Annotated in this window: 22 protein-coding genes and 2 pseudogenes; 9 read left to right on the top strand and 15 right to left on the bottom strand. The window is 73.0% G+C overall.

The window, feature by feature from the left end:
• Positions 1–11: 11 nt before the first annotated feature.
• Both AMETH_RS42045 and AMETH_RS42530 read right to left on the bottom strand, forming a co-directional pair.
• Positions 12–434: pseudogene (locus AMETH_RS42045) on the bottom strand (MFS transporter); the annotation flags it as partial.
• Positions 435–564: 130 nt separating this feature from the next.
• Positions 565–999, bottom strand: a pseudogene (locus AMETH_RS42530) (MFS transporter); the annotation flags it as partial.
• Here AMETH_RS42530 and AMETH_RS40050 point away from each other — a divergent pair.
• Together AMETH_RS40050 and AMETH_RS12520 are read left to right on the top strand one after the other, a co-directional pair.
• Complete coding sequence (locus AMETH_RS40050; protein WP_017981821.1) at positions 953–1,105, top strand: hypothetical protein; 153 nt, start codon at positions 953–955, stop codon at positions 1,103–1,105. The pseudogene AMETH_RS42530 and the gene AMETH_RS40050 overlap by 47 nt on opposite strands.
• A 23-nt stretch (positions 1,106–1,128) precedes the next feature.
• Positions 1,129–2,172, top strand: coding sequence for a LacI family DNA-binding transcriptional regulator (locus AMETH_RS12520; protein WP_038532075.1), 1,044 nt, complete (start codon positions 1,129–1,131; stop codon positions 2,170–2,172).
• A 224-nt stretch (positions 2,173–2,396) separates the two neighbouring features.
• Here AMETH_RS12520 and AMETH_RS12515 read toward each other — a convergent pair whose 3' ends face one another.
• The 3 genes from AMETH_RS12515 to AMETH_RS12505 all read right to left on the bottom strand — a co-directional run bounded on the left by AMETH_RS12515 (position 2,397) and on the right by AMETH_RS12505 (position 5,042).
• Positions 2,397–2,780: a DUF3040 domain-containing protein gene (locus tag AMETH_RS12515; protein ID WP_017981819.1), complete on the bottom strand. Its 384-nt coding sequence runs from the start codon at positions 2,778–2,780 to the stop codon at positions 2,397–2,399.
• Between the two features lie 224 nt (positions 2,781–3,004).
• Positions 3,005–4,264, bottom strand: a complete 1,260-nt coding sequence (gene dinB, locus AMETH_RS12510) for a DNA polymerase IV (protein ID WP_017981818.1) — start codon at positions 4,262–4,264, stop codon at positions 3,005–3,007.
• A gap of 37 nt (positions 4,265–4,301) precedes the next feature.
• Positions 4,302–5,042 (bottom strand): class I SAM-dependent methyltransferase, encoded by a 741-nt coding sequence (locus AMETH_RS12505; RefSeq protein ID WP_017981817.1) that lies wholly within the window; start codon positions 5,040–5,042, stop codon positions 4,302–4,304.
• A gap of 63 nt (positions 5,043–5,105) precedes the next feature.
• Between AMETH_RS12505 and AMETH_RS12500 the strand changes: the two genes are divergently transcribed.
• Genes AMETH_RS12500 through AMETH_RS37930 form a run of 3 tightly spaced genes read left to right on the top strand, consistent with a single transcriptional unit; the run spans position 5,106 to position 7,158 of the window.
• Positions 5,106–5,981, top strand: coding sequence for a ParA family protein (locus AMETH_RS12500; protein WP_026153051.1), 876 nt, complete (start codon positions 5,106–5,108; stop codon positions 5,979–5,981).
• Entirely contained in the window at positions 5,968–6,807 is an 840-nt protein-coding gene (locus tag AMETH_RS12495) for an Fpg/Nei family DNA glycosylase (RefSeq protein WP_017981816.1), read from the top strand. Before AMETH_RS12500 ends, AMETH_RS12495 begins: the two co-directional genes overlap by 14 nt.
• 57 nt (positions 6,808–6,864) lie before the next feature.
• A complete protein-coding gene (locus tag AMETH_RS37930; RefSeq protein ID WP_156131658.1) occupies positions 6,865–7,158 on the top strand; it encodes a hypothetical protein in 294 nt (97 codons plus the stop codon).
• Positions 7,159–7,246: 88 nt separating this feature from the next.
• Here the strand turns inward: AMETH_RS37930 and AMETH_RS12485 are convergent, their stop codons facing one another.
• Entirely contained in the window at positions 7,247–7,711 is a 465-nt protein-coding gene (locus tag AMETH_RS12485; RefSeq protein WP_017981814.1) for a hypothetical protein, read from the bottom strand.
• Positions 7,712–8,182: 471 nt separating this feature from the next.
• Between AMETH_RS12485 and AMETH_RS12480 the strand changes: the two genes are divergently transcribed.
• Positions 8,183–8,740, top strand: a complete 558-nt coding sequence (locus AMETH_RS12480; RefSeq protein ID WP_017981813.1) for a GNAT family N-acetyltransferase — start codon at positions 8,183–8,185, stop codon at positions 8,738–8,740.
• Positions 8,741–8,754: 14 nt separating this feature from the next.
• Positions 8,755–9,846, top strand: a complete 1,092-nt coding sequence (locus tag AMETH_RS12475; protein ID WP_038532983.1) for a quinone-dependent dihydroorotate dehydrogenase — start codon at positions 8,755–8,757, stop codon at positions 9,844–9,846.
• On the opposite strand, the gene AMETH_RS42525 is transcribed toward AMETH_RS12475, so the two are convergent.
• From AMETH_RS42525 to rimO, 8 genes are all read right to left on the bottom strand, one after another.
• A complete protein-coding gene (locus tag AMETH_RS42525; RefSeq protein WP_410468232.1) occupies positions 9,779–10,021 on the bottom strand; it encodes an allophanate hydrolase-related protein in 243 nt (80 codons plus the stop codon). The two genes, AMETH_RS12475 and AMETH_RS42525, sit on opposite strands and share 68 nt — an antisense overlap.
• Positions 9,922–10,551, bottom strand: a complete 630-nt coding sequence (locus AMETH_RS12470) for a hypothetical protein (protein ID WP_026153050.1) — start codon at positions 10,549–10,551, stop codon at positions 9,922–9,924. The genes AMETH_RS42525 and AMETH_RS12470 overlap by 100 nt, the downstream gene beginning before the upstream one ends.
• Before the next feature lie 466 nt (positions 10,552–11,017).
• Positions 11,018–11,917: a phage shock envelope stress response protein PspM gene (gene pspM / locus AMETH_RS12465; protein WP_017981811.1), complete on the bottom strand. Its 900-nt coding sequence runs from the start codon at positions 11,915–11,917 to the stop codon at positions 11,018–11,020.
• Positions 11,918–11,928: 11 nt separating this feature from the next.
• Positions 11,929–12,765 carry a PspA/IM30 family protein gene (locus tag AMETH_RS12460; protein WP_017981810.1) on the bottom strand — a complete coding sequence of 279 codons (837 nt, stop codon included), beginning with the start codon at positions 12,763–12,765 and terminating at the stop codon, positions 11,929–11,931.
• A 272-nt stretch (positions 12,766–13,037) separates the two neighbouring features.
• Entirely contained in the window at positions 13,038–13,487 is a 450-nt protein-coding gene (locus tag AMETH_RS12455; RefSeq protein ID WP_017981808.1) for a helix-turn-helix domain-containing protein, read from the bottom strand.
• A gap of 95 nt (positions 13,488–13,582) precedes the next feature.
• The gene (locus tag AMETH_RS12450) at positions 13,583–14,047 is read right to left on the bottom strand and encodes a CinA family protein (protein ID WP_017981807.1); all 465 of its coding nucleotides are present in this window, start codon (positions 14,045–14,047) and stop codon (positions 13,583–13,585) included.
• The gene (pgsA, locus tag AMETH_RS12445; RefSeq protein WP_017981806.1) at positions 14,044–14,673 is read right to left on the bottom strand and encodes a CDP-diacylglycerol--glycerol-3-phosphate 3-phosphatidyltransferase; all 630 of its coding nucleotides are present in this window, start codon (positions 14,671–14,673) and stop codon (positions 14,044–14,046) included. Before pgsA ends, AMETH_RS12450 begins: the two co-directional genes overlap by 4 nt.
• The gene (rimO, locus tag AMETH_RS12440) at positions 14,670–16,091 is read right to left on the bottom strand and encodes a 30S ribosomal protein S12 methylthiotransferase RimO (protein ID WP_026153049.1); all 1,422 of its coding nucleotides are present in this window, start codon (positions 16,089–16,091) and stop codon (positions 14,670–14,672) included. Before rimO ends, pgsA begins: the two co-directional genes overlap by 4 nt.
• Before the next feature lie 80 nt (positions 16,092–16,171).
• Here rimO and AMETH_RS12435 point away from each other — a divergent pair, with 80 nt between their 5' ends.
• Together AMETH_RS12435 and AMETH_RS12430 are read left to right on the top strand one after the other, a co-directional pair.
• On the top strand, positions 16,172–16,684 hold the full coding sequence (locus AMETH_RS12435) for an amino-acid N-acetyltransferase (protein WP_017981804.1): 513 nt from the start codon (positions 16,172–16,174) through the stop codon (positions 16,682–16,684).
• A gap of 114 nt (positions 16,685–16,798) precedes the next feature.
• Entirely contained in the window at positions 16,799–17,224 is a 426-nt protein-coding gene (locus AMETH_RS12430) for a phospholipase (protein ID WP_017981803.1), read from the top strand.
• Here AMETH_RS12430 and AMETH_RS12425 read toward each other — a convergent pair.
• Positions 17,221–19,701 carry a DNA translocase FtsK gene (locus AMETH_RS12425; protein ID WP_017981802.1) on the bottom strand — a complete coding sequence of 827 codons (2,481 nt, stop codon included), beginning with the start codon at positions 19,699–19,701 and terminating at the stop codon, positions 17,221–17,223. The two genes, AMETH_RS12430 and AMETH_RS12425, sit on opposite strands and share 4 nt — an antisense overlap.
• Between the last annotated feature and the right edge of the window lie 38 nt (positions 19,702–19,739).

The following is a 19,739-nucleotide window of genomic DNA, read 5'->3' as shown; positions in this document are numbered from 1 at the left end:
ACGACGAGCCTGGCGGCGAGCCCGCACCCCGCGGCCAGCGCTGTCGCGGCGGGCAGGGCGCCGTGGTCGAGGGCGGCGCCGCCCACCGCGGCGCCCCCGGCGATGCCGGCCTGGAAGGCGACGATGTAGACCGCGGACGCCAGGTCCGGCCGGTCCGCCGCGCGCAGGACGGCGGCCTGCAGCACGACGCCGATGCCGCCGTCGGGCACGGCCCACAACACGACCGCGGCGGCCGCGACCATCCCGGATCCGGCGAACAGCAGCACGAGCACGGTCGCCGCGAGACCGGCCGTGACGAGCAGCGCGGTGCCGCGCGGGTGGCTGTCCACCCGCCCGCCGAACAGGACCAGGCCGAGCAGGCCGGCCACGCCGTGCGCGAACAGCAGGCCCGAGATCGCCGGACCGGTGAGGTGGACGGATTCCGCGACGGTCACGGTGATGTGGGTGAACACGGCGAAGTGCCCGGTCACTACCACCAGCGTGGCCAGGTTGACCGGCAGGAGGGCGCGGTTCAGCGACCCGCGCGGCGACGTCCGCGGCCCGGCGGGCGTCGGCCGCGCGGATCACCACCGCCGACAGCGCCGCCGCGCAGGCCACCGCGAGGACCGTGGCCCGCCAGCCGATCGTTCTGGCCAGCCAGGAGGTCAGCGGCAGCCCGAAGAGGAACGCCAGCGAGTTCCCGGCGAAGACCACCGCGGTGGCGCGGCTCGCGCGGTCCGGCCCGAGCAGCCGGGCGGCCATCGGCGCGACCACCGACCAGAACACCCCGTGCCCGGCCGCCGCGACCACGCGGGCGAGCACCGCCACGGCGTACCCGGGCGCGACCGCCAGCAGCAGGTTCGACACCGCGATCGCCCCGACCGTGACCAGCACGGCCGTGCGGCGGTCCCAGCGAGCCGTCAGCGCGACCAGCGGCACGACCGACACCGCGACCACCACCGCGTAGCCGGTCATGAGCAGGCCGACGGCGGAGCCGGGCACGCCGAACCCGGCCGCCAGCTGCGGCAGCAGCGCGACCGGCAGGTTCTCCGAGGTCACGGACACGAAGGACGCGGCGCTGAGCGTCGCGAGCGCCACGCTGGTCCTTCCGGCTCGCATTGTGTAACGATACACAGATAGGCTGACGGCATGTCCAGGCCGGGAACGTCCCGAGTCACCATGGCCGAGGTGGCGCGCCGCAGCGGCGTCTCGCCGATGACGGTGTCGTACTGCTACAACCGGCCGGACCGCGTCGCGCCGGAGACGCTGCGCCGGGTGCGCGCGGTCGCCGCCGAGCTGGGCTACCGCGGCCCCGACCCGACGGCGCGGTCGCTGCGCCGCCGCCGCACCGGCACGATCGGCGTCGTGCTGGGTGAGCACCTCGCCTACGCCTTCGAGGACCCGCAGGCCCGCAGCTTCCTGACCGGGGTCGCCGAGGTCTGCCGGGAGCGCGGGACGGGGCTGAACCTGATCCCGACCACCGGCGAGGACACCGACGTCGAGCGCGTGACGTCGGCGTCGGTGGACGGCTACATCCTCTGGACCACCGCCGACAGCGATCCGGTGCTCCCCGTGGTGACCGGACTGGGCAAGCCCGTGGTGGTGCACGGCGGACCGGCCGTGGACGGCGCGCGGGTGGTCACGATCGACAACCGGGCCTCGGCGCGGGAACTGGCCGCGCACGTCTTCGCCGGCGCGGCGCGGCCCGCGGTGCTGAGCTTCCCGTTCGGCCGCGACCGCGCGGCGCGGATGGCAACCGGGCCGGATCCGGACGAGGTGGAGTTCCCGGTGACGCGCGAACGGCTCCGCGGCGTCGTCGACCACTGCCGGGACGCGGGCCTGGACACCCGCGCGCTGCCGGTGGCCGTGGTGGCCCGCAACGACCGGGCGGAAGCGGTCGCGCAGGCCGACGCACTGCTGGACACGGGCGCCGACGCGGTGGTGGCGATGAGCGACCAGCTCGCGTTCGCCGTCCTCGACGCGGCACGCCGTCGCGGGCTGCACGTGCCGGCGGACGTGGCGGTGGGCGGGTGGGACGACGGCCCGGAGGCGGACCGGGAAGGCCTGACGACGATCACCCAGTCCCTGCACGACCAGGGCCGGGCGTGCGCGCTGATCGCCCTCGGCGCGGATGCGCAGGACAGCGGGACTTGGCGCCTCACGGTTCGGGCCAGCACCCGCGCACAGGCTTGATCGGGGGCCCGCCCCGGCGCCGCCACGCAGGACAGCGCGCCTTCGGCGCCTCACGCTTCGGCCCAGCACCCGAGCGCGGTCTTGACCGGGGCCCCCGCCGCAGCCAAGCGCGGGCCGGGCGCGATGTGCCCGGAGCCACCTCGGGCACGCTCGGCACGCCCGCTGAGGGCGACTATGCGAAAGTGCCTACGCCCGTCCGGGCGTAGGCACCTCGCGGAGACGAACTACTGCTCTTCGAACCGCTGGCGGAAGCGCTCTTCCATCCGCTGTGTGAAGGAGCTCTTGGCCTTGGCGGCCTTGGCACCGCCCTGCTTGCCGTCGCCCCCATCACGTCCGGACATGACCGCGAGCAGGACGCCCGCGAACATCACGACGAAACCGAACACGCTCATCAACGGCACGTCGGCGACCCACAGAGCCCGCACCATCACACCCAGTACGAGCAGAGCGACACCGACGACGAACAGCGCGATCCCCTGGATTCGGCGGCGGCGGACGGGCCGGCGGAACCGGGCACCGCGCACCGTAGACGCGAACTTGGGGTCCTCGGCATAGAGCTCGCGCTCGATCTGGTCGAGCAGCCGCTGCTCATGCTCGGAGAGTGGCATCTTTCCTCCTCCGGCACAGCTGTCGCGGGCGCCGGGCCGCGCAACGTCCTGGACCCAACAGACACCCCTAGTGGTGTCACTCTCCAGGATACGAGTCCTTCGCGATCAGGACTACCCGATCCCGCTCCAACCTGTGCCCCGTTTGGCTCAAATCTCCCCGCCGGCCTGGGCGCTGGTGGTCTTGCTGGGCTGTCGTCGTCCCTGTGCTCAACGTTTCACACGGCTCAGGGTTCCCCCCGAGGAGGGTCAGGGTCCGGCACGAGCAGTGACGCCGGACGCACAGCGGCAGAGCCGAACTTCGACCGCGCCACGTCCGCCGCCACCTCCGCGTCCCGCCAGCGCGGCGCGGGCTGGTCGAAGGTCAGCTGCTCCGGCTCGGCCTCCCCGGTCAGCCCCTCCACCCGCACCCCGAGCAGGCGGACATCGGCCCCGGCCACCGCTTCCGCCAGCAGCGCCACGGCCGTCGAGTGGATCACGCGCGCCACGTCCGTCGCCGCGGGCAGGGTCCGCGCCCGCGTGATCGTGCGGAAGTCGGCGAACCGCACCTTGATCGACACGGTGCGGCCGCGCAGCCCGCGCCGCCGCAGGCTCTCCGCGACGCGCTCGGACAGCCGCAGCAGCTCGCGCTCCAGAACCCGCGGCTCGCGCTGGTCGGTGTCGAACGTGTGCTCGGCGCCCAGCGACTTCTCCGGCGAGTCGACCACCACGCCCCGCTCGTCGCGCCCGTGCGCCAGCGCGTGCAGGTGCTCGGCCGCGGCGTTGCCGACCGCCTTGCGCAGCCGCGGCAGCGGCGCCGCCGCGATGTCGGCGATCGTGGCCAGCCCGAGCCGCCGCAGGTTCTCCTCGGTCTTCTTCCCCACGCCCCACAGCGCGGAGATCGGCAGCGGGTGCAGGAACGACAGGGTCTGCGCGGCGGGCACCACCACCACACCGTCCGGCTTCGCCATGCCCGAGGCCAGCTTCGCCACGAACTTCACCGACGCCACCCCGACCGAGCAGGTGATGCCGTGCTCGGCCCGGACCCGGCTGCGGATCAGCGCGGCGATGCCCGCCGGCGTCTCCCCCAGCCGCCGCAGCGCGCCGCTGACGTCCAGGAACGCCTCGTCCAGGCTCAGCGGCTCCACGAGCGGCGTCAGCTCGCGGAAGATCGCCATCACGCCCTTGGACACCTCGCCGTAGAGCCCGTGCGTCGGCGGCAGGAACACCCCGTGCGGGCACAGCCGACGCGCCACCGCCACCGGCATGGCCGCCCGCACGCCGTACTCCCGCGCCGGGTAGTTCGCCGACGTCACCACCGACCGCGGGCCCGCGCCCGCCACGATCACCGGCTTGTCGACCAGCTCCGGCCGCGTGCGCAACTCCACGGCCGCGAAGAACGCGTCCATGTCGACGTGCAGCAGACCGCAGCCGGTGTCGTCCGGCGTGTGGCCCGCGCTCACCCGGAACCGCTCGTATCCGGCCGGCAGGGCCGCGTTCCTACCCATCGCGGACGAGCCTACGCAGGGGGTCCGACAATTCCGGTCAGAGCCGGGCGAGCAGGTGCAGGCGGCTGGCGAGGTCGCGCAGCGGCGGGATCGCGCCCGCGGCGGCCTCGAAGTCGGCGAGGTCGTCGGCGGTGTACTGCTCCGACTCGACCTCCCCCAGCACGTCCGACACCACGCCGTCGCCCTGGATCAGCTCGACGCGCAGGCCCGCGCCCGCCAGCAACCCGCGCAGGCCGTCGGCGTCGAAGCGGCGCAGCAGCGTCTCCCCGTCGTCCGCGAGCACGCCCTCGGAGCTGGTCAGCAGCGCGTGCGCCTCACGCACCCGGCCGCCGAGCGCGCGGTGCAGCGCCGCGGCGTGCCGGTTCGCGGCCAGCACGGACACCGCGCCGCCCGGCGCGACGATCCCGGCCAGCGCGCCCGCCACCGCGGCCGGGTCGTCGACGACCTCGAGCAGCCCGTGCGCCAGCACCAGGTCGGCGGAGCCGGCCGGGATCCGCGCGGCGAGCGCGTCGGTGTCGTCGGCGACGACGGTGATCGCCCCGCCGACGCCGGCCTCCTCGGCGCGCCGCCGCAGCGTCGCCAGCGCGTTCGGGCTCGGCTCGACCACCGTCACCCGGCAGCCCTCGGCGGCCAGCGGCACCGCCCAGACGCCGCTGCCACCGCCGACGTCGACGACGGCGGGTTCGCTGGTGCCTCGTTCCCGCGCCCGGTCGAGCTCGGCCCGCAGTGCCCGCCAGACCGTGCCGGAGCCGCGTGCTGTCCCGGTGTCCGTTCGCATGGCGGACAGCGTAGTGAGCCCGGTCCGGGCGCTCGCCGTTGCACTCCGGCTACGCTCGACCCCGTGCACACGGTCGCCGTACTCAGCCTCAAGGGTGGTGTCGGCAAAACCACGGTCGCGCTGGGCATCGCCTCGGCCGCGCTCCGTAGGGGAGCGCGCACGCTGGTGGCCGATCTCGACCCGCAGGGCAACGCCACCGCCACCCTCGACCCGCCCTACACCGAGGCCACGCTGGCCGACGTGCTCGCCACCCCGGCCCGCGACGTGCTGCGCCAGGCCGTGGCGCCGAGCGCGTGGAGCCCCGAGGTCGACGTGCTGGTCGGCGCGGAGGAACTCGAACTGCTCAACGAGCCGGGGCCGGACGACGACAAGGTCGGCAACCTCTCCCTGGCGCTGGACGAGCTGCACGAGCGCCCGCTGCGGGGCCGCCCCTACGAGCTGGCGATCCTGGACTGCCCGCCCTCGCTGGGGCGGCTGACGAAGTCGGCCCTGGTCGCCGCCGACAGCGCGATCCTGGTCACCGAACCGACGATGTACGCGGTCAGCGGCGCCCAGCGCGCGCTGGAGGCGATCGAGCAGATCCGCGACGAGCACAACCCGGACCTCAAGGCGGCGGGCGTGCTGGTGAACCGGCTGCGGCCGCGCTCGCACGAGCACCAGTTCCGCATCGCCGAGCTGCGGGAGTCCTTCGGCGGCCTGGTGATGCCCACGGCGATCCCGGACCGGCTGGCGGTGCAGCAGGCGCAGGGCGCGTGCAGCCCCATCCACGAGTGGCACTCCCCCGGCGCCCAGGAGGTCGCGCTGACCTTCAACATGGTGCTGGCCAAGATCCTGCGCTCGAACCGCGCCGGACGGCACCGCATCGACCGGGAGCCGCCCGCCGAGAGCACCGGCCCGGTCCCCCGGATCGCCCGGACCGCGGACGATGCCCGAAGGTGACACGGTCTTCCTGGCCGGCAAGAAGGTCGAGAAGGCCTTCGCCGGCCGGGTGCTGACGCGCACCGACTTCCGGCACCCGGCGCTGGCCACCACCGACCTGGCCGGCTCGACGGTGCTCGGCGTGCGCACGGTGGGCAAGCACTTGTTCTTCCGCTTCTCGCCCGACCTGAGCCTGCACAGCCACCTGAAGATGGACGGATCGTGGGAGATCACCCGGCCCGGTTCCCGCTGGCGGCACCCGGCGCACCACGCGCGGGTCGTGCTGGAGGCCGGGGGCGTGCAGGTCGTCGGGTTCCGCGTGCACGATCTGGAACTGCTGCCCACCGCCGAGGAGTCCCGCCTGGTCGGCCACCTCGGGCCGGACCTGCTCGATCCACAGTGGAGCGACGAGCACGAGGCCCGCGCGGTCGCGGCGCTGGCGCGCGAACCGGGCCGGGAGCTCGGGCTCGCCTTGCTCGACCAGCGCGTGATGGCGGGGGTCGGCAACCTCTACAAGTGCGAGATCTGCTTCCTGCTCGGCGTGACGCCGTGGACTCCGGCGTCCGAAGTGGACGCGGCGAAGGTGGTCCGGCTGGCGCGGAAGCTGTTGCTGGCCAACGCCTGGCGGCACGAGCAGAGCACCACCGGCGACCTCGCCCGCGGCCGCCGGAACTGGGTGTACGAGCGGACCAGGCAGGGCTGCTTCCGGTGCGGAGGCCGGATCCGGGTCGAAGACCAGGGCCGGGACCCCCGCGACGTCCAGGCGCGCCCCACCTGGTTCTGCCCGCGCTGCCAGCGCGGGCCCTCGCCTCAGCTGCGCAGTAACTCGTTGAAGAACGTGCGGTAGCGCCGGCCGCAGGTCCTCGGTGGCGGCCGCACCGCGCTGCCACTGGGCCTCCAGCCCGTGCTTGTGGTCGGCGCAGGTCCGCGCGAGCGCCTGCATGACCTCGGCCACCAGCTGGTCGGCGTCCCGCAGCGTCCGCGGTGGATCGTCGACGAACGAGGTCTGCACCTCGCGCCAGCGATCGCGGAACGCGTTGACCTGCTCGGGGCGGAACAGCTCGACGCGCTCCTCGCCATCGCCCTGCCCGGCGGGCGGTTCCTCGGTCACGCCCTGACTCGCCGCCGCCTCGGCCGGCAGGGTGCGCCCGGGCGAATGTTCGGCCATCGGCTGCGCGGGCGTCTCCTTCGACGCTGAATCCTGCTGCGCTGGGTTTTCCCGCTGTTGCGCCTCGGCGCGGGGCGCCACGAGGTCGTCGGTGGTCAGGCCGTCGGCGGTGCGGTCGTCAGCGCGCATGGTGGCGGTCGCCCTCCGGCCGGACGTCGGCGTCGCCGAGCAGGTCCTCGAACACCGGCCGGTAGTGGACCATCGCCTTGCGCAGGTCCTCGGTGGACGCGTCGGTCTTCTGGTGCCCCTGCGTGATGTCGTGGGCGCGGCGGTAGTGCTCGATCGTGTTCGCGTGCTCCACGGACAGGTCCCGGTGCTGTTGCTCGTAGCCCTCGGTCGGGTACCCGCGCTCGGCCATCAGCAAGGTGAGCAGGCGGTCGGCCTCCAGGATGGCCCCGCCGGGCCGGTCGACGAACTGCTGCTGCACCAGCGACCACTGCTGCCGGTAGCGCTGGCGGGCGGTCTCCGGCAGCGGCCGGATGTCCAGCTCGCAGTGCCGCATCTGGGCGCGAGCCAGCAGGGCGATCCCGAGGATCACCACGATCGCGACGACGACGATCAGAATGACCACGGACGTGGACATCGCATTCTCTCCCGTTGGTGCGACCAGCCCCCGGCCACCTGATCGGGTACACCTGCCCGGGTGACTCGAAACCGGCACCTCGGCGTTGATCGATCCAGTCGGCGAGGCGAGCCGGAAGGAAAATTCCCGCCGGCGCCCCTCCCGGCGGGTGAGAACGGCCACGCCCGCCTGCCCGGAAATGCAGTTGCCGCAGGGGCACCGGCACGCCTAGCGTTGCTGGTACACGGGAAAGGAGGTGGTCCAAAGTTGTGTAGCAACGGGACTCGTGAGGTGGCTGTCCGCTAGCGGATGCCACACCCTGGACTGCTGGTGAATACCAGACAGCCACCGCCCCCCGGCGTTTCCGAGCACTGGTCCGGCTCGGGCCCGAACGGCTGACGACGGTCGGGAGTCGCGCCGGGGGTTCCCCCAATCCCCTAATTCGCCGGGAAACGCCCCCGAAGATAGTCCGGGGCGCGCTATCCTTCGCCGGTGCTGCAGCCCGCGTACCCGCTGAAGACCGCACGGCTGATCCTCCGCCCGTTCAAGAAGACCGATCTGAACGCGCTGCACTCCTTCCAGTCCCGCCCGGACGTCACGCGATACCTCTACTGGGAACCGCGCACGCGCGCCGAGACCGCGGCCCTCCTCGAGGACAAGATCGCCCGCTCCACACTGACCGAGCCCGGCGAGTACCTGGCCATCGCCGTCGAGCTGATCGACACCGGCGAGCTGATCGGCGACCTCACCCTGTGGTGGACCAGCCGCGAGCACGCCAGCGGTGAGATCGGGGTCGTGTTCCACCCCCAGCACCACGGCAAGGGCTACGCCGCCGAGGCGGCCACCGAGCTCTTCCGGCTCGGCTTCGACGAACTGGGCCTGCACCGCATCCACGGCCGCTGCGACAGCCGCAACGTGGCCTCGGCGTCCCTGATGGAGGGACTGGGCATGCGGCGCGAGGCGCACCTGCGGGAGAACGAGCTCGTCAAGGGCGAATGGACCGACGAGCTCGTCTACGCCATGCTGTCGTCGGAGTGGAAACGGCGCTGAGCGAAGATGGGGACGTGCTCTTCGACAGGCTGATGCGTCCCGCGCTCTACCGGCTCAACGACAACGACCCCGAGAAGGTGCACGAACGCACCCTCCGCGTGCTGTCCCGGCTCGCCGACGTCCCGCCCGCGCTGGCCGCGGCGCGGCGCCGGTTCGCCGTCTCGGACCCGGTGACGTTGTTCGGGCTGCGGTTCGCGAACCGGGTCGGTCTGGCCGCCGGGATGGACAAGGACGGGCGCGCGCTGGCCGCGTGGCCCGCGCTCGGGTTCGGGTTCGTCGAGGTGGGCACCGTCACGCGGCTCGCGCAGCCGGGCAATCCGAAGCCGCGGCTGTTCACTCTGCCGCACAGCGACGCGGTGATCAACCGCATGGGGTTCAACAACTCCGGCGCGGCCGCGCTCGCGCAGCGCCTGGCCGCCAAGGGGAAACCGGACATCCCGCTGGGCGTGTCGATCGGCAAGTCCAAGGTGACCCCGCTGGAGGAGGCGGTCGCCGACTACCAGGAGTCGCTGCGGGCGCTGTACCCGTGGGCGGACTACTTCGCGATCAACGTCAGCTCCCCCAACACCCCCGGCTTGCGGGCACTGCAGGACCGGGAGGCGCTGGCCGAGCTGCTCGCCGAGCTGGCCCGCACCGGTGAGGAGCTGGCCGCGGCGGCCGGGAAGCCGGCGACGCCGCTGCTGGTCAAGGTCGCGCCCGACCTGACCGACGACGCGCTCGCCGAACTGCTCGAAGTGTGCGACGAGCACGGCGTGTCCGGGATCATCGCGACCAACACCACGCTGGGCCGGGACGGGCTGGTCGCGGACGAGGCCGCGGTGGGCGCGGAGACCGGCGGGCTGTCCGGCAGGCCGCTCACCGAGCGGGCGCGGGAGGTCGTGGAGTTCGTGCACCGGCACACCGGGGGCACGGTGCCGATCATCGGCGTCGGCGGGATCTCCACCGGCGACGACGCGCGCCGGATGCTGGACGCCGGCGCGAGCCTGATCCAGCTCTACACCGGGTTCGCCCTGCACGGGCCGGGGCTGGTGCGGGGCATCAACCGGGCCCTGGCCGGGTCGCGGTCCGATGACGCAGGTAGGCCCGCCAGTCCCCGAACTCCGTGATATCGGGGCCTTGTGCCCGGTGGCTGACCAGTGCGGTGGCCGTTTCGCCGTTGTCCAGTTCGACCGGGCCCAGCGTCATCGGTGGCGGCAGCGCGGCCCGGAACCGCGCGAGGCCGCCCGGGGCGAGCAGCCACCGTTCGCCGAGCAGCGCCGCGCCGTCGTCGCTCGCGTGCACGCCGGCCTGGCCGTCGAGGGCTCGCATCCGGTCGGGTGCGCGACGAACACAATGAGAGCGGTTCCCGTTGCGGGGTAAGGGTTCTTCAGCTGTTCGCCGGTGAGCAGGGCGGCGAGGTCGAGGAGCACCTGGTCGTCGAAGGGGCGGCCGAGGAAACACACGCCGTGTGCGGTGACCTGCGGGCCGTCAGACGTCCCGGCGCGCTGTCCGATGGGGACCATCGAGGTTCCGGTGTCCACTGTGGTCACTTCGACGCCGGCGACGAGCAGCTCCCCCACCGAGTGGCGCAGCGCGTTCCGGTGCTGGTGCGAGACGGTGAGCCGGGGACGTTCGCCGGCGGCGAGGCGGACGTCGGCGGGCCAGGCGCCGGGGTCGGTCATGGCGGTCAGCGCGCGGCAGCCGTCGGCGAGCGTCCCGGCGACGACGGCGCCGGCCGCGTGGAGCAGCCCGGCGGTCGGTGCGAGGCAGACGACGTCCGGGTGCCCGGGCGCCTGCGTGGTGAGGGCGAGGTCGACCAGCCCGAGGGCCACCAGCTCGGCCGCGGGCGGTGCCGAGGACGACGGCGCCGGCTTCGGCCAGCCGCCGGACCGGGTCCGCGGTGGGTGAGAGGGCGTCGACGAGCGCATCCTCGCCCGCGCGGAGGGTGGCCCACAACCCGGGCCGGTCGGCGGTCGCGGTGAGGTCGAGGGCGGCAGCCACGGCACGCTGCGCGCTGGCCGGCGCCGGTGGCGGCGGAGGGGGCTCGGGCGGAAGCGGCGGGGTGTCCATCCTCCGAGAGTTGGGAGGCGATGTTCCGCCGCGGTTACGTCGCGAAGGCCATGGTCGATTTGTCGTTGATCCGATGCGCGGCCGAGGCAGCACCACCCCGAACGGCGACTTGACGCGTGGCTCGCACGTGGCCCCGGACGCCGGGGCGGAACTCGCGCCCGTCAGCGTGGGACTCGCGGTGCGGAGCGTGGGCTCGCGGCGGTCGGCGGTCGCGCCCGAGGTACCGCGTCAGTTGGACAGTTCGCGCAGTGCCAGGGCCAGTCCGGCAAGCCGGTCGGTCGCGTCGGTCAGGAAGAGGCGCGAGTCGGCGAGGCCGTGGCTGCTCGCGGCGACCGCGCGGCCCGCCGCGGCGACCAGGGCTCCGAAGCTCTCCACTCCGTCGTCCAGCTGTTCCCGCAGCATGGCGATCGCCGAGTGCAGCGCGGCCCGCTCGCCGGCCGGAGCCGCGTCGCGCGCCCGCTCGATCGACTGGATCCGCAGGGCCAGCGCCCGCAGCGCCGTGGCGGCCTCGGTGGCCGTCGACCGGGCGTCGGCCACCGAGTACTCCGGCACCGGCGCCGCGCCGACCGCCGAGGGCTCCGACAGCTGCCGCAGCAGGTCGGCCAGCGTCGACTCGCACTCGGCGAGCCGCTGCATCGGGGCGCGTGCCGCGGAACCGGACGGCGGCAGCGGCGGCGGGGTGGTGCTGACCGGCAGCACGACCCGGTTCAGCTGCCGCAGCCGAAGCGCCGAGCGCACCGACAACGTCGTGAACACGACCGCGCCGAAGATCCCCGGCACCGCCTCGGCCACTCCGCCTGCCCCGGCCAGTCCGAGACCGCCGATCACCGCGTACAGCACGAACAGCACCGCGGCCATGATCCACAGCGTCAGCGCGCGCGACGTCCGCCGCTTGCGCCGCGCCAGCTTCGCCTCCGGCGAGTTCCACGCGACCCACTTGGTGCGGGCCTCGTTGAGCACCGGCATCGCCTGGGAGACGACCTTCGGCCGCGTCACCGCTCCGGACGAACCCTGCTCCGTGTACCGCTGCAACTTCTGCTGCGCGCGCTGCGCGTAGTCGGGCAGGCGCTCGATGTGCTTTTCCAGCTTCGCCTGGAACTGCGAGAAGTCCCGCCGGCCCGACGCCATCGCCTACCCGCTCAGGCCTGGTTCTTCTGCTGCTCGGCCTGGACGCGCGACTCGATCTCGCGCTGGATGTCCGCCGCGGGCGAGGCCGCCTTCTCACCGGAGCCGGAGGGCACCTGCGCGACCGAGTCGCCCCGCATGGACGCCCGGATCTGCTCCAGCCGCGAGCTGCCTGCCATCTGCGTGGTGGCCTGCTGCACCTCGAGCATGCGGCCCTGCACCGAGTTCTGCGCCAGCTCCGCCTGCCCCAGCGCGGTGGTGTAGCGCCGCTCGATCTTCTCCCGCACCTCTTCCAGCGACGGGGTGTTGCCCGGCGCGGTGAGCTGCGACATCTGGTTGAGCGAGGCCGACACCTGCTCCTGCATCTTGGCCTGCTCCAGCTGCGAGAGCAGCTTGGTGCGCTCGGCCAGCTTCTGCTGGAGCATCGCCGAGTTGCGCTCCACGGCCTGCTTCGCCTGCGCGGCGGCCTGCAGGGCCTGGTCGTGCAGCGTCTTGAGGTCCTCGATGCTCTGCTCAGCCGTGACCAGCTGGGTGGCGAACGACTCCGCGGCCACCTCGTACTGCTGGGCCTTCTGCTCGTCCCCCTTGGCGCGGGCCTCGTCGGCCAGCACCAGCGCCTGCCGCGCCGACGCCTGCAGCTTCTCGACCTCGGCGAGCTGGCGGTTGAGCTTCATCTCCAGTTGCCGCTGGTTACCGATAACCGCGGCGGCCTGCTGGGAGAGCGCCTGGTGGTTGCGCTGCGCCTCCTCGATGGCCTGCTGGATCTGCACCTTCGGGTCGGCGTGCTCGTCGATCTTCGACGAGAACGACGCCATGAGGTACTTCCAGAACTTCACGAAAGGGTTGGCCATCTCCTCCGCCTGCCTTCTAGATCCCTGCCTGGGTGTCGCCGATGGTCGCCCGGCGTCGCCCTCCCCTGTCTGAGCAACGCCGCGACCCCGGAGTGGGTTCCATCGTGTCAGGTCGCGCCCGTGTGTTCCAGGCGACCCCGGGGGATTTCAGGGACGACCCTGACCGGCATCCCTGGCCCGGACGCGCGAAGGCCACCGCCGGGGCGCTCGGCGCCCGGACGGTGGCCTTCGTGTCGAGTGTTCTCAGCGAGTCGAGTGTTCTCAGCGGGTGATCAGGCCGCGACCATCTTCGGCGCGCGGATGGTGGTGCGCAGCGACGGCCCGACCCGCTGGCCGGAAACCCGCAGGTCCGGCAGGTCGTTGCCGATCACGCCGTCGATGAGGCGGCCGCTGTCGAGCCGTCCCGTCGCGGCGGACGGTTCGCCCGTCTTGCGCGCGCGGCCCTCGCCCTCGGCGGTCTCCGGCATCGTCGGCACGTCCACGCTCTCCAGAGCCGAGATGTCGGCGGCGACGTTGCTCAGCAGCTCGGCCAGCGGCAGCTCGAGCGCCTCGCAGATGGACGCCAGCAGTTCACTGGACGCCTCCTTCTGCCCGCGCTCCACCTCGGACAGGTAGCCGAGGCTGACCTTGGCGGCGCGGGAGATGTCGCGCAGTGTGCGACGCTTGTTGGTGCGGGCATGCCGGAGCCGGTCGCCGATCGCCTCGCGCAGGAGCACGGTCATCGCGCGCCTCCCTTCCTGATACCGACCACGTTACCCAGTTCGAGCGCCTCCTCGCAGCGATTGACACGGCGGTACGCCCAGGGCGAACGCCCCGATCAAGTGAGATGTTCCCCCAGCAGGTCGAGCGCGGCCGTCACCGAGGCGCGCCGGACGGCCGCCCGGTCGCCATCGAACCTGTGGGTGCGCACGTCCCGGCCTGCCGGACCGGCGAGGCCGATGTGCACGGTTCCGGGGGCCACACCGTCCTGCGGGTCCGGCCCGGCCACGCCGGTCAGGCCCAGCCCCCAGTCCGCGCCGCAGCGCTCCCGCGCGCCCTCCGCGAGCTGCGCCGCCACCTCCGGGTGCACCGCGCCGTGCGCGGCCAGCAGCGCCGGGTCCACCCCGGCGAGTTTCGCCTTGAGGTCGGTGGCGTAGACCACCAGCCCGCCGCGGACGACCGCGCTGGAGCCGGGCACCTCGGTCAGCGTCGCGGTGACCAGGCCGGCGGTCAGCGACTCCGCGGCGGCCACCGTCTGCCCGAGCCGGAGGAGCGCGGCCACCACCGGTCGCGCCGACGTCATGCGCGGGCCGCCGCGCGCAGCCGAACGGCGCGCACGACGTAGTCGGCGCCGGTGACGACGGTGAGCGCCACCGCGAGGCCCATCAGCGCCCACTGGACCGGCAGCGCGCCGTCCGGCAGCGGCAGCAGGTAGGTCACGATCGCCAGGATCTGGGTCATCGTCTTGGCCTTGCCACCGCGGCTGGCCGGGATGACGCCGTGCCGGATCACCCAGAACCGCAGCAGGGTCACGCCGATCTCGCGGACCGCGATCACCACGGTCACCCACCAGGGCAGCTCGCCGAGCAGGCTCAGGCCCACGAGCGCGGCGCCGATCAGCGCCTTGTCCGCGATCGGGTCGGCGATCTTGCCGAAGTCGGTGATCAGCCCGTAGCGCCGGGCGACCCAGCCGTCCACCTGGTCGGTCAGCGACGCGATCGCGAACAGCACCGTCGCGCCGATCCGCCAGCCGGTGTCCTCGCCGCCGCCGGCGAACAGCGCCAGCACGAACAGCGGGACCAGCACGAGCCGGGACAGGGTCAGCAGGTTCGCGACGTTGAGCGTGGGGACCGGGGTCGGCTCGGGCTCGCGGTGGGGCGGGCCGGCCTCCCCGCCCGCCTGCGCCGACTCCTCCGCCGCGGCGCTCATCTGCCCGCGTCCGGCTCGACGAGCAGGTCGACGCCCTCGGAGCCGACGACCCGGCAGCGCACCATCTGCCCGACCTCGAGCCCCTCGCCGTCGAGCACGATGCAGGCGCCGTCGACCTCGGGCGCCTGGTGCGCGGCGCGGCCGGACACCTCCTCGTCGTCAGCCTCCTCGACCAGCACGTCGACGATCTCGCCGACGCGGTCCTCGGCGCGCTGCGCGGTCAGCTCCTCCACCAGCGCGGAGACCCGCGCGACGCGCTCGGCGACCACCTCGGGGTCGATCTTGCCGTCGTAGGTCTCGGCCTCGGTGCCGTCCTCGTCGGAGTAGCCGAACACGCCGACCGCGTCCAGCCCGGCCTCGGTGAGGAAGTGCTCCAGCTCGGCGACGTCGTCCTCGGTCTCGCCGGGGAAACCGACGATGACGTTGCTGCGGATGCCCGCCTCCGGCGCGTACTCGCGGATCTGCCGGATCAGCGCGAGGAACGACTTGGTGGAGCCGAAGCGGCGCATCCGGCGCAGCACGGTTTCGCTGGAGTGCTGGAAGGACATGTCGAAGTAGGGCGCCACACCCGGGGTGGTCGCGATCGCGCGGACCAGGTCCGGGCGGGTCTCGGCGGGCTGCAGGTAGGACACCCGCACCCGCTGGACGCCGTCGATGCCGGCCAGCTGGGGCAGCAGCCGCTCCAGCGCGCGGGTGCCGCCCAGGTCGCGGCTGAGGTCCTTGCCGTAGGACGTGGAGTTCTCACTGACCAGGAACAGCTCCTTGACGCCCTGGCCGGCCAGCCAGGCGGCCTCGGCGAGGATCTCGTCCGGGTGGCGCGAGACGAACGAGCCGCGGAACGACGGGATCGCGCAGAACGAGCAGCGGCGGTCGCAGCCCGAGGCGATCTTCAGCGCCGCGACCGGCGAGTCGGACAGCCGGCTGCGCAGCACGCGGGGACCCCAGCCGTGGCCGGGGATCGAGACGTCCTCGGTGGCCGCGGCGCGCTCGACCGGGGTGATCGGCAGCAGCTTGCGGCGGTCGCCCGGGGTGTGCGAGGCGATGGTGCGGCCTGCCGCGACGTCGTCCAGGCGGGCCGCGAGGTCGTTGTAGTGGTCGAAACCGAGGACGGCGTGGGCCTCCGGCAGGCTCTCGGCCAGCTCGGCGCCGTAGCGCTCGGCCATGCAGCCGACGGCGACGACCTTCGCGCCGGTGTCGGCGGCGGCCAGCAGCGTGTCGACCGAGTCCTTCTTCGCCGACTCCACGAACCCGCAGGTGTTCACGACGATCACGTCGCTGCCCTCGGGTTCGTCGGCGAGCTCCCAGCCCCCTTCGGCGAGCCGGCCGGCCAGCTCCTCGGAGTCCACCTCGTTGCGGGCGCAGCCCAGGGTCAACAGGGAGACACGACGGCGGGAGGGCTCGGTGGCGGCAGAAGACACGACACTCAGGGTAGCTGGCGTGCGCGGGCGTGGCCGAACCCACCGCGACAGGCCCGCCCCCGCCCCGATACGGTCGATCGGTGCACGGTGATCCTTCCCCAACCGTCGAGATCCGGCGGGCCCGGATCTCGGACGTCCGCAAGATCAAGGCGTTGGTGGACGCGGACGCGGGGCGGGTGCTGCTCGAGAAGGAGCTCGTCACCCTGTATGAGGACATGCAGGAGTTCTGGGTCGCCGACCGCGACGGCGAGATTCTCGGGTGCGGCGCGCTGCACGTCCTGTGGGAGGACCTGGCGGAGATCCGCACGGTCGCGGTCGACAAGCGGATGCGCGGGCAGGGCATCGGGCACCGGCTGGTCGCGCAGCTGATCTCGCTGGCGCGGGAACTGGGGCTGCGCCGGATCTTCGTGCTGACCTTCGAGACGAGCTTCTTCGCGCGGCACGGGTTCACCGAGATCGACGGCACGCCGGTGCCGAGCTCGGTGTACGAGGAGATGCGCCGCTCGGTGGACCCGGGCGTGGCCGAGTTCCTCGAACTCCCCTACGCGAAGCCGAACACGCTCGGCAACACGCGGATGCTCCTGGAGTTGTAGCGGTTGCGCCCGCCGGGTGAAGTTCGCCCGGTATCCACCTTCCGGGGCTGGTGGCCGTCGTCCGGCAGCCGGAAGCTGATCATGTCGTCCCCTTGATCAGCTGAGGAGCCCAGGATGCGCGCCGCCGCCCGTCGTCTGCTGTCCACGGCCGCTGTGGCCACCGCACTCGTCGCCGGCGCGGGCACCGCGCAGGCCGTCGACGTCCGGTCGGTGACCGACACCTACCTGTTCGGCACCTCGCTGAGCCGGTTCGAGCAGATCCGGGCCGACCGGCCGTACGCCGCGTCGCTGGACTGGTCGTCGGACACCTGCTCGTGGTCGCCGGACAAGCCGCTCGGGTTCGACTTCTCCCCCGCCTGCCACCGGCATGACTTCGGCTACCGCAACTACAAGCGGCAGGACCGGTTCACCAGCGCCAACCGGAAGAAGATCGACGACAACTTCTACCGCGACCTGAAGACCACCTGCCACGGCGACTGGCGCTGCAACGGCACGGCCTGGACGTACTACCAGGCGGTCCGCCAGTTCGGCGGCTCCTAGTCCTCGCCGTCGTCGTCGGGCATCGAGCCGCCGCGGATCAGCATCAGCGTGCCCTCCAGGTCCTCCGGCTTGACCAGCACGTCGCGGGCCTTCGAGCCCTCCGACGGGCCCACCACGCCGCGCGTCTCCAGCAGGTCCATCAGCCGCCCGGCCTTCGCGAAGCCGACCCGCAGCTTGCGCTGCAGCATGGACGTCGACCCGAACTGCGAGGTGATGATCAGCTCGGCCGCCTGCAGCAGGACGTCGAGGTCGTCGCCGATGTCCGGGTCGATCTCCTTCTTCTCCCCGGCCTTCGCGGCGGTGACGCCCTCCTGGTAGTCCGGCTGCGCCTGCTCCTTCGTGAAGTTCACGATCGAGGCGATCTCGTCGTCGCCGACGTAGGCGCCCTGGATGCGGACCGGCTTGCCGGCGCCCATCGGCAGGTACAGGCCGTCGCCCATGCCGATCAGCTTCTCCGCGCCCGGCTGGTCCAGGATGACGCGCGAGTCGGTCAGCGACGACGTCGCGAACGCCAGCCGTGACGGCACGTTGGTCTTGATCAGGCCGGTGACGACGTCGACCGACGGGCGCTGCGTGGCCAGCACCAGGTGGATCCCGGCGGCACGGGCCTTCTGCGTGATCCGGACGATCGCGTCCTCGACGTCGCGCGGCGCGGTCATCATCAGGTCGGCCAGCTCGTCGACGATCGCCATGATGTACGGGTACGGCCGGTACACGCGCTCGCTGCCCGGCGGCGCGGTGATCTCCCCCGACTTGACCTTGCGGTTGAAGTCGTCGATGTGCCGGACCCGGTTGGCCTGCATGTCCTGGTAGCGCTGCTCCATCTCCTCCACCAGCCAGGCCAGCGCGGCGGCCGCCTTCTTCGGCTGGGTGATGATGGGCGTGATCAGGTGCGGGATGCCCTCGTACGGCGTCAGCTCGACCATCTTCGGGTCGATCAGGATCATCCGCACCTCTTCGGGCGTCGCCCGCGCCAGCAGCGACACCAGCATCGAGTTGACGAAGCTCGACTTACCGGAGCCGGTGGAGCCCGCGACCAGCAGGTGCGGCATCTTCGTCAGGTTCGCGGTGACGAAGTGGCCCTCGATGTCCTTGCCGAGCCCGATGACCATCGGGTGGGTGTCCTTGCCCGCGGTCGACGAGCGCAGCACGTCGCCGAGGCGCACCATCTCGCGGTCGGAGTTGGGCACCTCGATGCCGACCGCCGACTTGCCGGGGATCGGCGCGAGCAGGCGGACGTTGTCGGTGGCCACCGCGTACGCGATGTTCTTGGTCAGCGCGGTGATCTTCTCGACCTTCACGCCCGGGCCGAGCTCGACCTCGTAACGGGTGACCGTCGGGCCGCGGGTGAAGCCGGTGACCTGCGCGTCGACGTTGAACTGCTCCAGCACGCCGGTGATCGCCTCGATCATGGCGTCGTTGGCCTTGCTGCGGGTCTTCGGCGCGTCGCCCAGCTGCAGCAGGTCGGCGGGCGGCAGCTCGTAGTCGCCCTCGACGGTCCGGGTGACCGCCATGACCGGTTCCGGCTTCTTCGGCTTCTTCTCCGGCACCGCGGCGGGCACCGGCTTCGGCGGGCGGGCCGGCGTGGGCGGCTCGGCCAGCGCGGACTCGATGTCCAGCTGCTCCGGATCGGCGGCGCTGGCCTGGCGGCGGCGGGACGGCTTGCGCAGCCGCACGGCCTTCGGGTCGGCCTCGGTGACCTCGTCGCGGCGTCCGGCGCGGGCCTCGCGCTGCGCCTCCTCCTCGGCCAGTTCCTCCGGGTCCAGGCCCCAGGTGCGCACCAGGTGCGGGATGTCGCGGATGCGGGTGGCGGTGAACACGAGCAGGCCAAACGCGAGCGCGAGGAAGAGCAGCGGCACCGCGACCCAGGCCGTCACGCCCTGGGCGAGCAGGTCGCCGGACAGGAAACCGAGGATGCCGCCCGCATAGCGCTGGTTCTCGGCGTCGTGCGGGCGGCCGTTGAACAGGTGCAGCAGCCCCAGCAACGCGAGCACGCCCAGCACGGTGCCGATCACCATGCGCGGGCGGACCTCCGGTTGCGGCTCGGTGCGCATCAGCACCACGGCGGAGACCACCAGCGCCAGCGGCAGCGTGACCGCGCCCGCGCCGAAGACCGTGCGGGTGGCCAGCTCGACGTAGCCACCGACCGGCCCGGCCGCGCGCCACCACACCCCGGCGGCGACGATCACGGCCAGCGCGATCAGGCCGAGGGCGAGCCCGTCGCGGCGGTGCTCGGGCTCCAGCTCCCGGCCGCGGCCGACGGTGCGCACCAGGCTGCCGAGGCCCTTGGCCAGCAGGTTCCAGCCGCCGCGGACGGCCTTGCTGAAGGTCCCGGCCTTCTTCTTCGGGGCGGGTTTGCGGGCGCGCGAGGCCGCGGGCCGCGACTTGGCCGCGCCGCGCGTGCTCCTGCGCGCGGTGCTGCTCTTGCCGCCGGTCCGCTTCGTGCCGCTGCTCCTCGTCGCCGCCCCGCTAGCCATGCCTCTACGGTAACCGCCTGGCCCCACCAACCCCAGGT

The sequence above is a fragment of the Amycolatopsis methanolica 239 genome (assembly GCF_000739085.1).
GTDB classification, from domain to species: Bacteria; Actinomycetota; Actinomycetes; order Mycobacteriales; family Pseudonocardiaceae; genus Amycolatopsis_E; species Amycolatopsis_E methanolica.
Note: the sequence above shows the minus strand (reverse complement) of the source record. Positions and strands in the feature narration are given on the sequence as shown.